The organism is Campylobacter sp. CFSAN093241 (genome assembly GCF_012889595.1).
GTDB lineage: Bacteria > Campylobacterota > Campylobacteria > Campylobacterales > Campylobacteraceae > Campylobacter_D > Campylobacter_D jejuni.
The window spans coordinates 1,601,803-1,616,645 of record NZ_CP040612.1 but is presented as its reverse complement, the minus strand read 5'-3'; the positions used below and the strand labels follow the sequence as shown (position 1 = coordinate 1,616,645).

Genomic DNA, 14,843 nt, shown 5'->3' with positions numbered 1-14,843 from the left:
AATGCAAATCATGCTTTGTGCTATTTCAAATATAGCGAGTGGAAATTGTTCAGAAGACTGTAAATACTGCACCCAAAGTGCCCATGTAAAAACAGATATTCAAAAATATCGTCGTAAAGAACTTTCACAAATCGTTTTAGAAGCGAAAATGGCAAAGAAAAATGAAGCCTTGGGTTTTTGTTTGGTTACAGCAGGACTTGGGCTTGATGATGAAAAGCTTGAGTATGTTTGCGAAGCTGCTAAGGCTGTGCAAAAAGAAGTGCCTAATTTGCTTTTAATTGCCTGTAATGGTATGGCAAGCGTGGAACAACTCAAAGAACTTAAAAAAGCAGGAATTTTTTCTTATAATCACAATCTTGAAAGTTCTAAGGAATTTTTTCCACAAATTTGCACCACTCATACTTGGGAAAGTAGATTCCAAACCAATTTAAACGCTAAAGAAGCAGGGCTTATGCTTTGTTGTGGTGGAATTTATGGTATGGGTGAGAGCGAAGAAGATAGGCTAAGTTTTAGAAAATCTTTGCAAGAATTACAACCTTTTTCAACGCCTATTAATTTTTTTATAGCCAATGAAAATTTAAAACTACAAGTTCCAAGACTTAGTGCTGATGAAGCTTTAAAAATCGTGCGTGACACCAAAGAGGCTTTGCCTCAAACTGTAATCATGGTTGCAGGTGGACGTGAAGTGGTATTACGAGAAAGACAATATGAAATTTTTCAAGCAGGTGCTGGGGCTATTGTTATAGGGGATTATTTAACCACTAAAGGTGAAGAACCAAGTCAAGATATAATAAAATTAAAAGAAATGGGATTTACTTTTGCATCAGAGTGTCATTGATACACAGGCTTTAATTGATTTAAAAATTCTTATTGTTATAGCTTTATGCTTACTTTTTTCTCCGCATATTGCAAAAATTTTACGCTTGCCTCTTTCAGCTACTGAAATTATTTTAGGGGCAATAATAGCGCATTTTGGTTTCATAGGAAAAAGTGAAAATTTTGCACTTTTGGCAAATGTAGGTTTTTATTATCTAATGTTTATAGCGGGTATGGAGGTAAATTTAAGAGCCTTCTTTAATATGGATAAAGAAATTGCTAAAAAAAGTTTTTTTTATATTTTTTTACTTTACGCTTTATCTTCTTTTATAGTATGGATTTTTGGACTTTCTTTAGTATTTGTTATCATTATACCTGTGATGAGTGTAGGGCTTTTATCTTTACTTTTTAAGGATTTTGGAAAAGAGTGTTATTGGCTAAATATTGCTATGATAGTGGCTACTTTAGCTGAGGTGATTTCTATTGTGCTTTTGACTATAGCGGGAGCTTTTTTGCGCGAAGGAACAGGTATTATTGATGTAGCGCAAAGTATTTTATATCTTAATATCTTTTTGGGGCTTTGTTTGCTTGGATTTAAAATGCTTGGTGTGCTTTTTTGGTGGTATCCTCAGCTTAAAGTTGTGCTTATGCCATGGGAAGATAAAAATGAAAAAGATATAAGATTTTGTATGGCCATTTTTATACTGATCATTGTTGCTATGGTTATTACAAAACTTGAAATCGTTCTTGGTTCTTTTATAGCAGGTTCATTTATAGCTACTTTTTTTGATCATAAAAAAGATCTTGAGCACAAGCTTTCTACTTTTGGACACGGGTTTTTGATCCCTATTTTTTTTATCCATATAGGTTCAACCTTTGATCTTAAAATGATTTTAGATTATAAAATCGTTTTACAAGCATTTTTACTTATGTTTGTTATGGTGGGTTTAAGAATTTTATGTGCAAGTGTTTTTTTAAAAAGAATTGGTTTTAAAAATATGATTTTATTTGGTCTTAGTCATTCTATGCCTTTAACCTTGCTTATAGCAACAGCTACTCTGGGTTATTCGGGCAAGGTTATTGATGAGAAGCTTTATTCAGCGCTTATTTTAACAGCGTTATTTGAGGCTATTATTGTTATGAGTATGATTAAATTTCTTTCTAATTCTAAAAAATGAAAGTTACTTTTTTACTCAAAAAAGCAAACAAAATCTTAAAAATTTAATAATAAAAAAACTCATAATCGTCCTTTTTTGTTAGAATTAATAAAAGTAACAATAAAAGGAGCGAAAATGTCAAATTCCGTTACTATAACCGATAATAGAAATGGAAAAAGCTATGAATTTCCTATATATGACGGTACAACTGGGCCAAGCGTTGTAGATATGTCAAGTTTTTATAAACAAACAGGAATGTTTTCTTATGATGAGGGCTTGACTTCTACAGCTACTTGTAAATCAAAAATCACTTATATTGATGGAGAAAATGGAATTTTAATGCACCGTGGCTATCCTATAGAGTGGCTTGCTGAAAACAAACTTTATTTAGATGTGGTTCATCTTTTACTTTATAAAGAATTACCTGATGCTACGCGTCTTGAAGCGTTTCGTTATGAAATGAAAAAACGTTCTTTTATCCATGAAGGTATGCACCGTCTTTTTGATTCTTTCCCTGATAATGCTCATCCTATGGCAGTTTTACAAGGTGCTGTTTCATCGCTTAGTGCTTTTTATCCTGATCATTTAAACATGAATGTAAAAGAAGAATATATGGAAATGGCAGCTAGAATAGTAGCTAAAATCCCTACTATAGTGGCCACCGCTTATAGATATAAACACGGCTTTCCTATGGCTTATCCAAATTTAGATCGTGGTTTTACAGAAAATTTCTTATATATGTTAAGAACCTATCCTTACGATCATGTAGAGCTTAGACCTATAGAAGTAAAAGCACTTGATACAGTTTTTATGCTTCATGCAGATCATGAGCAAAATGCTTCAACTTCAACAGTTCGTGCTGTGGGTTCAACTCATGTTCATCCTTATGCCTGTATAGCAGCAGGTATTGGTGCGCTTTGGGGTCATGCACATGGTGGAGCTAATGAAGGTGTTATTAGAATGCTTGAGCAAATAGGTAGTGTTGATAGGGTAGATGAATTCATCAAAAGAGCTAAGGATAAAAACGATCCTTTCCGCTTGATGGGCTTTGGGCATAGGGTTTATAAAAATTTTGATCCTAGAGCAAAAGTACTGAAAAAGCTTCGTGATCAACTTATTGATGAGTTGGGTATTGATACCAATCTTATTAAAGTAGCAACGCGTATAGAAGAGATTGCTTTAAGCGATGATTATTTTGTTCAAAGAGGGTTATATCCGAATGTTGATTTTCATAGTGGACTTATTTTAAAAGCCTTAGGTATTCCAAATGAAATGTTTGCTACTTTATTTGTTATAGGGCGCACCCCAGGATGGATAGCTCAGTGGATAGAACAAAAAGAGCAAGAAAGTCTTAAAATAGTCCGTCCAAGACAACTTTATTTGGGTGAAACTAGTAAAATTTAATTAAAATTTTTGTGGAAATTAAAAATTCCACAAAATCTTCTTGTATAATTTTAAAAAATCTTATAGAAAGTTTATAATCATGCTTAATCTTGATAAATTTTTAGAAATTGCTATAAATGCTAGCAATCAAGCTTCTAAAGCTATTTTAGAAGAGAGAAAAAATTTCAAAACTTGGGAAAAAGAAGATAAAAGCCCGCTTACATCAGCAGATCTTGCTTCTAATAAAATTCTAAATGATATTTTGGGTTCTACGGATATTAAAATTCTATCAGAAGAAAAATTACTTAGCAAAGAAGAGTGTGAAGAATTAAAAACTTTTTGGCTTATCGATCCTCTTGATGGAACAAGTGGTTTTTTAAAAGGCAGTGATGAATTTTGCGTTATGATAAGTTTGGTTCATGACAATCGCCCTGTTTTATCACTCATACAAAATCCATCAAAAGGTGATATATTCTATGCTCATGCAAAAACCAAGGTTTATAAAAACGATAAACCTTTGCAAATTGACCAGCAAGAATACGAGAAAAATAAATATAAAGCCTTATTGAGTGTTAATCATCTTAGCAAAGAAGATGAAGACTTTGCAAAAGAGCATCAATTAGAAGCTATTAATATAGGCTCTGGATTGAAATTTTGTGCTATTTTAGAGGCTAGGGCAGGAGTTTATAAAAGATTTGAAAAGCTTAATATTTGGGATATTGTAGCAGGAGATTTTTTGATTAATCAAAATGGAGGATTTATGGGAGATTTTTCTAAAAAATACATTTTATATAACCCTTTAAGTTATAAATCCAATCCTTTTATTTGTGTTTCATCTAGGAATTTTTTACAAGATTTTTTATAAAATAAAGAGTATAATTTTTATATTTAAATAGTTTATAAGGATGAAGATGAGGTATTGTTTCATTTTGTTTTTAAGTTTAGTTTTAAGTTCTAATCTTTTAGCGAATAATTTTTCTCAGAAAAAAGTTATTAAAATTGAAAAAAGCGCAGATAGTTTTGAAGTAATAGATCTAAATCAAAATGTTGCAAATCCAAATCTAAATCAACAAAAAGCATTGTTTGATAGTTCTACCTTGATTGAAAAAAAATCGCAAATCACCAAAGATAAAGATATTGATTTTGCCATTGTATTAACTTCTAGGAAAAATTTTGGTTATTTTTTAGATGGTTTTAGGGTGAGTGATAAGGAATTTTCTACATTATTTGCTAAAAATTTGATTCAAAGTTTAAAGCTTAATTGGGTTAATTCTGCTGCAAATGGTATTTATCAAAGTCCTAAAACTTTGTCATATTTTAGCCCTAAGGATGCAAAACTTATAAATGTAAGTCCTTTTTTAACACAAGAAAAAGATAAGGCTAAAATGTATGCCAAATTTACAGATTATGTTGTGGTGGTAAATTTGCAAGATTTTTATGTAAATATTACAAATTATTTTATCACAACTAGTAAAGAGGGTGTGGCTAGTGTTAATTTTAAAATTATTTCTACAAGCAATGGAAAAATTCTTGCAGCAAAAAATGCAGAATTAAATTTGACATTAAAAGATCAAGATGCAAAGCAAAATTATCAAGATATTGTAAACCAAATGCCAAAAATGCTAGCTGATGTTATCAAAAACCAAATTTTCCACCTAAAGCTCTTAAACTAAGCTTTAGTTTAAAATATCTTTAATCAGTTTTTGCAAATTTCTTTTTGTTTCTTCTTGTTCTTTTATGATAAAACATTTTGCTTTTGGCCAAAAATAACTTTTAGGATTTTCAAATTTTCCCCAACGCCAATCAAACCTAGGATGTAAAAGAACTATAGTAGGAATATCCATAGCTAAACTTAAATGCGCTATAGCACTATCAATACTAAGCATACAGTCAATATCATATAAATAATTTAGAGTATCATTCCAATTTTTTATAAGCTTGCTTCTATCTTCTATTACCTTAGGCAATTCTTCTTTTAATTGCATTTGAAAAGAAATGATCTCATAATCTAAGTCTTTTAATACATCAAATAAAAATTCAAATTTTACATTTCTTAATAAATCAGAATTTTCAGCATTAGGAGTAGCATAAAAAATACCAAGTTTTTTTCTTTGATTATGCGGTTTTTTCTGTGGCAATATAGGTGTTTTTAATCGTAAAATCTCATCAAGCTTAATATCAATAAAAAAAGGCAAAGAACAAATAGGAATAGCATAATCAAAATTTGTAGGTAGATTTTTTAAAACCTTTACATTTTTAAAAATATCATCATTTTGATTTAAAAATTTGATTTGATTTTTAAACATTTCATACATGGCACTTTGAGGAGCAAATAAAACCTTTGAAGCGATTTTGCAAAGTTTTTCTAAGCATCTTGCATACATTATAGTATCGCCAAAGCCTTGCTCGCAAAATACTAAAACTTCTTTATTTTTAAAAGCATCAACGCCAAATTTATTAAAAGCTTTTAGGCTTTCATTATAATGATAAGTAGAAAAAGTTTCATTATGAGCATAAAATAATCTGCTTTCATAATATTTCTTGCCCTCTTCAAAATTATCATCCACTCCCATACGCATCAAAAGATAAGCCAAATCAAATTGATAGGTTGCATGAGAATCCAAGCTAAGACATTTTTTATAAGCATGATAAGCTTCTTGATAGTTTGAGTTAAATTCTAATACCTTAGCATAGTTTTGCCAAAACTGTGCATGGTGTTGATTGGCTTCTTGTAGTGATTGAAAAAGTTCTAAAGAATCAGATATTCTAAAAAGCTTAAAAAGCAAGTATGCTTTTTGGGGTAAAATTTGATGAGTTAAAAAATCTTCTATTTTAGAAATGGTAAGATTTTCTTTGGTTTTACTATGAAGCCTATCTTCGAGTTTGACTAAATTAAGATTGGTTTGTTCAGCAATGATTCCTTTTTGTAGTTTATCAATCAGATCTTGCATAAAATGACACAAGTGCTCATGTGCATTTAATGCCTTAGTAAAATCATGTTTAAAATAAATTTCTGCATAATTTTTCCATAGATTAAGATTATACATATCTTTAGAAAGCAATTCTTTGAAAATTTGTTCAGATTCTTCTAGTTTATTACTCAGTTTATAAATAAAAGCCAATTCTAACTTAAGTTCATCCTCTAAATCATCTTTGCGAGTTAAAAGTGTTTGTAATAAATTCAAGGCTTCATCAAGTCTTAAATTTTCAATATAGCTTTTAGCAAGCATAAGACCATTAAAACTTGTAGGATTTAAAGAAAAAAGCTCTTGAGCATAATATAAAGCTTTTTGAAAAAGAGAAAGTTTATAAGAAGAAAGCGTAGCAAATTCTAAAGCAAATTTTGGACTTTCTTTTAAAAATTGCTCACTCAAGTTCAAACATTTTTCATAATTAGCATTAAAATAATAATAATGAATTTTATCAAACATATTTTTCCTTGATGGTTACATTAAATCCAATATTATCTTATAAGTTGCATAAAAAGATAATTATATTTTTATAAAATTAAATAATAAAACAAAAATAAATACAATAAAAACATCCATCCTAATAATTTTAAAATTATCAGGATGAAATTTTTAACAAGTAGGAGAGTAAACTAATTAAACTAAGTATTATCTTTTATAAGATTACCAAAAATAATTAAACTGAGCAAATCCTGTATGGGTATTGCCATCTTTATCAAACATTCCATTATAGCTTAAACTAAAATAGAAAGCTTCATTAACAGGAACGATAAAAGAAGTGCTTACAAATTTTTGTACTCTTGGTAAATCAAACTCATCACTTACTTTTATATTACCAAATCTAGCCTCAGCTTCTACTTTAGGATTGATATTAAACTTAGCTCCAAGTTCTACTGAAGTTTTTAAATTAGGCAACCAATCTCTAAACCAAGTAAGACTTGTTTTAGTAGAGAAAAGATTTAAATAGTTTGCATAGGTTCTTTCTCCACCTTTAACTGTTGCTTGTCCTATGGTGTCTTTCATAGAAAAAGCTTCAGTATAACCTCCTTCATAAGCAAGACCTATTTCAGGAGAGAATATATCTTTATTAGAAATAAAATTCATACCTAAGGCTGTATTGACTCCATAAGCATAAGAATTAGGTTCAGCTTTAGCTTCATTATTTCCTATTTTTTCAGTTAAATCATTTTTAATCAAAGCAGCTTTACCTTGAGCTTTGATATAAACTTCTTGACCTTTTTCTGTAGTAAATAAGGTATTAAAGTATTTTAAACCTGCATAATAGGTTCTATTATTAATATCAAAATAAGTTGAACCCATTTTTGTATCTTCATAACCTGCATACACACCATATATTCCACTGTCTTTTAAAGTAGAATAACCTATAATGGTTCCTTTAGTGTGTCCTTTACTTTCTTCATTTAAAGAAAGTTCAACATTCTGTGAAGAAGTATAAGGAAGGATGAATAAAGAATGTTCTTTATTAGAACCATAGCTTCCATTATTTAAATCACTCTTTATATAATCACTTGCATCTGCATATAAATTACCCTTTTCAGACATAGCGATGCTTTGAGATTTACTTGAAGAAGCTAAAGCAAAGCTTTGCATAGAATTACCCATAACATTATCTATAAAGGTTGATCTTCTTGAAGTAGTAGAGATTAAAGATCTAAAGGTTGCACCTGATATGGAAGCATTAAGATTAAAATCTGTAGTAAGCTTTCCTGTTATTGGATCATAGCTTAAAGATATTTCTCCACTTCCATTGGTTCCTATATTGCCAATATTGTTTTGATTAACACCTGAGATGATGTTGTTTATATCGTTTAGCTCTTCAAGATCAACATTGCTTTGATCTACGGTGATGTTTTCTACTTTTACATTAAAAGCTCTACTTCCACCTATAACCACAGTGTTTAATTTACCTGTGTTTTTATCTGTAGAAACAAGCCAATCTTTGATTCCAACACTACCACTACCATTGTTAGTTACTGTATTACCATTTTCATCTTTACCTACTGAGCCTTGATTGGAGATTTCAACTTGTGCTGATCCTAAAACAGTGATGCCGTTATTTATGGTTGAGCCTTGTGAATTGGAAATACTAGTGCTTCCACTTCCTGAAGAACTAATACCGCCACTAATAGTTCCACCATTACTATTGCTAATCACCATATCAGCACTACCTGTACTTTCAATCTTACCACCGATATTACCTGAATTAGAAATTTCAAGTTTATTATCACTATTGTTAGTAATAGAACCACTTATACCTGTAGATGATGTAGAAGTGTTAGTGATAGAATCAAGTTTACTATCTTTATCTACAGTAATTGAACCAGAAATAGCTCCATTACCCTCATTGGTAATGGAATCAATACTACCACCACCACTTACTTGAACACTTCCTGAGATACTTCCATTACCTTGATTAACAAGACCACCTTCTACCTTAGCTCCACCTTCTATCTTGATATCACTACCTATAGAAGCATTACCTGTATTGATTATATTTCCTTGAAGTTTAGTGTTTTTCCCACTAACAGTAATACCACCTGTTATACTTCCTGAGCGATAGTTAGCTATGGCGTGATTCGAAGTAGCCGTAACAGTTGCTCCATCTTTTATGGTTATAGAGCCTTCTATTTTTCCACTTCGATTCAATATACCAGCACCACTTCCACCTTCTACCCTAGAACCTTCGCCAGATAAAATCATTTCTCCACTTAAAGAGGCACCATTATCCAATCTTATACCATGGATCTTACCTTTTATAATGCCACCATTTTTAAGTTCTATTTTTTGAGTTCGTGAGTTATTCTTTAATAAAATTCCATGTTCTTCACTATAAATTCCACTTACTGTGCCATTATTTGAACGTCCATCTATATATAAATCTCCTAGAGTTTGCGATCGACCCACTCCTATTGCCGAGTATTTTCCATAAACCATACCTCCATTTTTTATGGTAAGTGTTTCAAATACTCCATAAGCTGAACCTATACCAACATTATTATTACTTATGGTTCCAGTATTGATTATATGCTCTATAAAACCACCATATTCTAATAATATACTAGAACCCCATTCTCCTTCAGCATGTATAATTCCTGTATTTTCAACAGTTTTTATATGCTGAGATGTTACCATTATAGCAGAATGTCCTCCTTTTATTGTGCCATTGTTAACAAGCTTTTCTATGGTAGCATTGCTACTTATCCATATACCATTATTCCATTGTCCACTACCAGGGGAATTAATAAAACCATTATTAGTAAAAGTATCTATTTTTGTATTTATAGCCACTCCCACTTCTGAGCCTTGTATAGTTCCGTTGTTATTAAAATTTTTTATGGTTCCTATGTTGCCTATATCTACACCCTTATTTGCACTAATAAAACCACTGTTATTAAAGGTTTGTATGTTGGTATTCTTTCCTTCAAAAAAACTCCTTTATTGTTGTCAATTATGGTTCCACTATTGTCAAATTTATCTATATTAAGAGTTCCTGAGTTGTTACCCCAAATTCCCATGTAAATTTGTCCATTAATTTGACCTGTATTTTCAAAGGTGTTGACAGCAATAGTTCCTGTAAAATTACCATTGTTTTCTATACCAATCTTACCATTAATAGTTCTATTATTAGTAAGATTTGCAAGAGTAAGAGTGTTGCTACCATTAGCATGGGCATAGATGATTTTACCTGTATTGCCTATGCTACCTAGAGTTCCACTTGATCCGATTGTTAAAGAATTTGATGTTCCATTTCCAGTAATAGTTACTTGTTGATTGTGTAAAGAATTTATAGTCGTATTGATCTTAGCTTGAGGGCTATAAACACTTGCTGATCTAGTTTTAACATTTTTATTAACTTCATCATAAGTTTTTATTTCAGAATTTAATTTAGCATTAGCACAACTTGCCAAAAAAGAAATAGTAGCTAAAGATAAAACTATCTTTTTAGAATTTAAACAGGGTTCTTTGCCCTCTCCTATAGGTATTTTAGTTAATGTGATATTTTTCATAAGATTTTCCTCCCTTTATAATTTGTTCTATATATTATATTTTTTAAAAATAATATAAAATACAAAATAAAACGACAGAATATTAAAATATTATTAAATACTTATTATTATAAAACTATATGGTTTGAATTTGTATTTTATTTAAAGTTAGATTAAGAGTAAATTTTTTAGACTTTTATTGTTTTGTGTGTTTAGATTATAATCACTTCATTTTCTAAGTTTGTGCCAAATTCTTCAAAGACTTTTTTTCTAGCCAATTCGATAAGAAAAAACGCATCTTCAAAACTTGCATTTTTTTTATTAATTAAAAAATTTGCGTGTTTATCGCTTAACATAGCATCTCCCTTGCTAAATCCTTTAAGTCCTACAGCTTCGATTAAACGTCCTGCAAAGTCGTTTTTCGGATTTTTAAAGATAGAGCCAAAGCTTGCTCCACTAGGTTGGTTGCTTCTTGCATTTTTTAAAGCTTCATCTTTAAGGGTATCAAAGCCAAAGTTTAGTTTAAATTCAGCCCAAAAAAAATGCGTATTTAAAGGACAAAAACGATAATCAAAATTTATATTTGCTCTTAGAATTTCGCCTTGAGAAGTAGCAATTTTGATTAAATTTTGACTGATACACTCTCCTTTAAGTCCTGCATTCATTTTCAAAAGCCCGCCAAGTGTACCAGGAATTTTGCTTAAATACTCAAAACCCTTAAGATTGTTTTCTTTGGCAAAGCGATACATTTTACTTGATTTTGTTTTGCAGCCTATGCGAAGATGTATAAAATCTTTATTCCGATCTAAAATTTGTATAAAATTAAAACCATCTCCTAAAATTCCTATATTTTTAGGTTTTGGACTAACTAAAAGGTTGTTTGCACCACCTATTAAAAAACCATCAAAATCACAAATTTGATCCAAAACTAAAACTTCAAATTCATTTCCTATACGCACAGAAGAGTATTTTTTAAAATCAATGATCATTTGATAAAAGTTGGAATTTGATTTAGTATATTCTCAGTAAAATCAATCATAGTTGTAGTCATCCAAGGCATTAAAAAGATTAAAATAACTACAACCAAGATGATTTTAGGAACAAAAGAAAGTGTCATTTCGTTAATCTGTGTAGTTGCTTGAAAAATACTGATCACAAGCCCTGCAATAAGTCCTGCTAAAAGCATAGGCAAGGAAAGTAAAAGTGTGATTTTAAAGGTTTGCACTCCAAGAGCAACTAAGGTACTTTCATCCATTTTTATCCTTTTTAAGAATTTCTAGCTTCTTCGTATTCGCTAGGGATAAGAAAATCATTTACATGTATGATTTTATCATAAAATTTATAATCATATCCTAGTTTAAAAAGCGTATCTACAGCTAAAAGTTGAGTTTGATTCATGCTAATAGAGTTTTTATTGGCATATAAATTAAGATAAGTATCAAGTTTTTCTTCATCAACACGGATAAGTTTTCTTTCCATAAGCATAGGGGCTAAAATTTTACGATTTGCATCGGCAATTTTTACAGCATTGGTTAAATCTCTTTCGATCTTAATCGCGTCGCTTAAAGGTAAAGAACGACGCAAAGCCATTCCGCCTAAAGGCAAAGGCAAATTTTCTTTAGCAAATTCAAGCCATATATCCCAAAGTTCTGCTTCCACGTAAAGACTTTGATCAAAATTTAAAATGCTTTCATGGATCAAAACCCCCGCATCTACTTCGCCACTTAAAACCGCATTTTCAATGTCTAAAAAATTCTTATAAATAATTCTTGCTTCAGGATATTTCATGCGAAAAATCAAAGCATTGGTGGTATTTGCTCCACTCAAAGCGACTTTAAAATTTCTTTTTAAATGCGTGTCTTTTTTCTTGATGAGTTTTGGCCCATAACCTTCACCAAAACTCACTGCTGTGCGTAAAAGTGCATACTCAGAAGCGATTAAAGGATAAAGCCCAAAAGAAATAGCCGTAGCATCAAATTCATTTTTCAAGGCAAATTCATTTAAAGTTTGTATATCTAAAGCTGTATTTTCATAAGCAAAATCATTCCCTATCCACCCAAATTTAATTGCCATATACATAAAAATATCATCAGCATCAGGAGAATGTGCAATAGTAATTTTTTTCATCTATGCTTCCTTTAAATCTTTGCTTTAATTCTAGCAAAATAAATCATTATTTAATTTTATTTTGTTAGAATTCTAACTAAAAATTTAGAATTTTTAAGGAAAGTTATGGATGATAATAAAAGAAAATCTCTAGACGCTGCCCTAAAAAGTTTAGATAAAACCTTTGGAAAAGGCACTATTTTAAGACTAGGGGATAAAGAAGTCGAGCAAATCGATAGCATAGGCACAGGTTCAGTTGGGCTTGATCTTGCTTTAGGTATAGGCGGTGTTCCAAAAGGAAGAATTATAGAAATTTATGGACCTGAAAGTTCAGGTAAAACCACTCTAACTTTACATATTATCGCAGAATGCCAAAAAGCAGGTGGAGTTTGTGCTTTTATCGATGCAGAACATGCGCTTGATGTAAAATATGCTAAAAATTTGGGTGTAAATACAGATGATTTGTATGTTTCTCAGCCTGATTTTGGAGAACAAGCCTTAGAAATTGTAGAAACTATAGCAAGAAGTGGCGCAGTAGATCTTATCGTAGTAGATAGCGTTGCAGCACTTACTCCAAAAGCAGAAATTGAAGGCGATATGGGCGATCAACATGTAGGACTTCAAGCAAGACTTATGTCTCAAGCTCTAAGAAAACTTACAGGTATAGTTCATAAAATGAATACCACAGTAATTTTTATCAACCAAATTCGTATGAAAATCGGTGCTATGGGTTATGGTACTCCTGAAACCACAACAGGTGGAAATGCATTAAAATTTTATGCTTCTGTGCGTTTAGATGTTAGAAAAGTAGCAACCTTAAAACAAAACGAAGAACCTATAGGAAACCGCGTTAAAGTAAAAGTAGTTAAAAATAAAGTTGCTCCTCCATTCAGACAAGCTGAATTTGATGTGATGTTTGGAGAGGGTTTAAGCCGTGAAGGTGAATTGATCGATTATGGTGTAAAACTTGATATCGTAGATAAAAGTGGTGCGTGGTTTTCTTATAAAGATAAAAAACTTGGACAAGGTAGAGAAAATTCAAAAGCTTTCTTAAAAGAAAACCCTGAAATTGCAGATGAAATCACAAAAGCAATTCAAAATTCTATGGGAATAGAAGGTATGATCAGCGGTAGCGAAGATGACGAAGGAGAAGAATAATGTTAGTAATTGAAGATGTTAGAGCCTATGAAGTTCTTGATAGTAGAGGAAATCCAACCGTAAAAGCCGAAGTTACGCTAAGCGATGGAAGTGTAGGTGCGGCCATAGTTCCAAGTGGTGCAAGTACAGGTTCAAAAGAAGCCTTAGAATTGCGTGATAATGATGAAAGATTTGGCGGAAAAGGCGTTTTAAAAGCTGTTGCAAATGTCAATGAGACCATTGCAGATGAAATTTTAGGACTAGATGCTTTTAATCAAACTCAACTTGATGATACTTTGCGTGAGCTCGATGGAACAAATAATTACTCAAATTTAGGTGCAAATGCGACTTTAGGCGTATCTATGGCAACAGCTCGTGCGGCTGCAGCTGCTTTGGGAATGCCTTTATATCGCTACTTAGGTGGTGCAAATGCGAGCATTTTACCCGTGCCAATGTGTAATATCATAAATGGCGGTGCTCATGCAAACAACAATGTAGATTTTCAAGAATTTATGATCATGCCTTTTGGTTTTACTAGCTTTAAAGAAGCTTTGCGTTCAGTTTGTGAAATTTATGCGATATTAAAAAAAGAACTCGCAAATTCTGGACATTCTACGGCTTTAGGTGATGAAGGCGGTTTTGCTCCAAATTTAGCTAACAACACAGAACCTATCGATCTTTTAATGACTTGTATCAAAAAAGCAGGTTATGAAAATCGTGTAAAAATTGCTCTTGATGTGGCAAGTACAGAATTTTTCAAAGATGGTAAATACCACATGGAAGGCAAGGCTTTTTCAAGCGAGGCTTTGATCGAACGCTATGTAGAACTTTGTGCAAAATATCCAATTTGCAGTATCGAAGATGGCTTAGCTGAAAATGACTTTGAAGGCTGGATCAAGCTGACTGAAAAATTAGGCAATAAAATTCAGCTTGTAGGCGATGATTTGTTTGTGACCAATGAAGATATTTTAAGAGAAGGTATCATCAAAAAAATGGCAAATGCTGTACTTATCAAACCAAATCAAATCGGAACTATTACCCAAACTATGAGAACTGTGCGTTTAGCGCAAAGAAATAACTATAAATGTGTGATGAGTCATAGAAGCGGCGAAAGTGAAGATGCTTTTATAGCGGATTTTGCTGTGGCTTTAAATACAGGACAAATTAAAACAGGAGCCCTAGCAAGAGGCGAAAGAACCGCAAAATACAATCGCTTACTTGAAATTGAATTTGAAAGCGATGAATATTTAGGAGAAAAGCTCTGAGCG

At 31.5% G+C, this 14,843-nt stretch carries 11 protein-coding genes and 1 pseudogene; 7 read left to right on the top strand and 5 right to left on the bottom strand.

Translation table 11 applies throughout. The features are described from left to right. Position 1: 1 nt before the first annotated feature. The 5 genes from FBE96_RS08225 (at position 2) to FBE96_RS08205 (ending at position 5,029) form a co-directional block, all read left to right on the top strand. Positions 2-838: a biotin synthase gene (locus tag FBE96_RS08225; protein WP_002871900.1), complete on the top strand. Its 837-nt coding sequence runs from the start codon at positions 2-4 to the stop codon at positions 836-838. Then, the gene (locus FBE96_RS08220) at positions 819-1,994 is read left to right on the top strand and encodes a cation:proton antiporter (RefSeq protein WP_002855678.1); all 1,176 of its coding nucleotides are present in this window, start codon (positions 819-821) and stop codon (positions 1,992-1,994) included. The genes FBE96_RS08225 and FBE96_RS08220 overlap by 20 nt, the downstream gene beginning before the upstream one ends. Before the next feature lie 114 nt (positions 1,995-2,108). After that, positions 2,109-3,377: a citrate synthase gene (locus FBE96_RS08215; protein ID WP_002858460.1), complete on the top strand. Its 1,269-nt coding sequence runs from the start codon at positions 2,109-2,111 to the stop codon at positions 3,375-3,377. Positions 3,378-3,456: 79 nt separating this feature from the next. Next, positions 3,457-4,221, top strand: a complete 765-nt coding sequence (locus FBE96_RS08210) for a 3'(2'),5'-bisphosphate nucleotidase CysQ (protein WP_002868269.1) — start codon at positions 3,457-3,459, stop codon at positions 4,219-4,221. 40 nt (positions 4,222-4,261) lie between these two features. Then, positions 4,262-5,029 (top strand): hypothetical protein, encoded by a 768-nt coding sequence (locus tag FBE96_RS08205; protein ID WP_072223302.1) that lies wholly within the window; start codon positions 4,262-4,264, stop codon positions 5,027-5,029. A gap of 3 nt (positions 5,030-5,032) precedes the next feature. Here FBE96_RS08205 and FBE96_RS08200 read toward each other — a convergent pair whose 3' ends face one another. The 5 genes and pseudogenes from FBE96_RS08200 to FBE96_RS08180 form a co-directional block, all read right to left on the bottom strand. Then, entirely contained in the window at positions 5,033-6,787 is a 1,755-nt protein-coding gene (locus FBE96_RS08200) for a hypothetical protein (protein WP_002851245.1), read from the bottom strand. A gap of 201 nt (positions 6,788-6,988) precedes the next feature. Beyond that, positions 6,989-10,353: pseudogene (locus tag FBE96_RS08195) on the bottom strand (hypothetical protein). 191 nt (positions 10,354-10,544) lie between these two features. Continuing rightward, positions 10,545-11,321, bottom strand: a complete 777-nt coding sequence (locus tag FBE96_RS08190) for a UDP-N-acetylmuramate dehydrogenase (protein ID WP_002858257.1) — start codon at positions 11,319-11,321, stop codon at positions 10,545-10,547. Continuing rightward, positions 11,318-11,587 carry a flagellar biosynthesis protein FliQ gene (gene fliQ, locus FBE96_RS08185; RefSeq protein WP_002851290.1) on the bottom strand — a complete coding sequence of 90 codons (270 nt, stop codon included), beginning with the start codon at positions 11,585-11,587 and terminating at the stop codon, positions 11,318-11,320. The genes FBE96_RS08190 and fliQ overlap by 4 nt, the downstream gene beginning before the upstream one ends. Before the next feature lie 11 nt (positions 11,588-11,598). Continuing rightward, positions 11,599-12,459, bottom strand: coding sequence for a menaquinone biosynthesis family protein (locus FBE96_RS08180; RefSeq protein WP_002857964.1), 861 nt, complete (start codon positions 12,457-12,459; stop codon positions 11,599-11,601). A 105-nt stretch (positions 12,460-12,564) separates the two neighbouring features. Between FBE96_RS08180 and recA the strand changes: the two genes are divergently transcribed. After that, positions 12,565-13,596: a recombinase RecA gene (gene recA / locus FBE96_RS08175; protein ID WP_002851424.1), complete on the top strand. Its 1,032-nt coding sequence runs from the start codon at positions 12,565-12,567 to the stop codon at positions 13,594-13,596. Then, positions 13,596-14,840: a phosphopyruvate hydratase gene (eno, locus tag FBE96_RS08170; protein ID WP_002851519.1), complete on the top strand. Its 1,245-nt coding sequence runs from the start codon at positions 13,596-13,598 to the stop codon at positions 14,838-14,840. The genes recA and eno overlap by 1 nt, the downstream gene beginning before the upstream one ends. The last annotated feature ends 3 nt before the right edge of the window (positions 14,841-14,843 follow it).

Coding starts and splice junctions, on each gene's coding strand:
- FBE96_RS08225 (WP_002871900.1), top strand. CDS start 2: ATGCAAATCATGCTTTGTGCTATTTCAAATATAGCGAGTGGAAATTGT.
- FBE96_RS08215 (WP_002858460.1), top strand. CDS start 2,109: ATGTCAAATTCCGTTACTATAACCGATAATAGAAATGGAAAAAGCTAT.
- FBE96_RS08210 (WP_002868269.1), top strand. CDS start 3,457: ATGCTTAATCTTGATAAATTTTTAGAAATTGCTATAAATGCTAGCAAT.
- FBE96_RS08205 (WP_072223302.1), top strand. CDS start 4,262: ATGAAGATGAGGTATTGTTTCATTTTGTTTTTAAGTTTAGTTTTAAGT.
- FBE96_RS08200 (WP_002851245.1), bottom strand. CDS start 6,787: ATGTTTGATAAAATTCATTATTATTATTTTAATGCTAATTATGAAAAA.
- FBE96_RS08190 (WP_002858257.1), bottom strand. CDS start 11,321: ATGATCATTGATTTTAAAAAATACTCTTCTGTGCGTATAGGAAATGAA.
- fliQ (WP_002851290.1), bottom strand. CDS start 11,587: ATGGATGAAAGTACCTTAGTTGCTCTTGGAGTGCAAACCTTTAAAATC.
- FBE96_RS08180 (WP_002857964.1), bottom strand. CDS start 12,459: ATGAAAAAAATTACTATTGCACATTCTCCTGATGCTGATGATATTTTT.
- recA (WP_002851424.1), top strand. CDS start 12,565: ATGGATGATAATAAAAGAAAATCTCTAGACGCTGCCCTAAAAAGTTTA.
- eno (WP_002851519.1), top strand. CDS start 13,596: ATGTTAGTAATTGAAGATGTTAGAGCCTATGAAGTTCTTGATAGTAGA.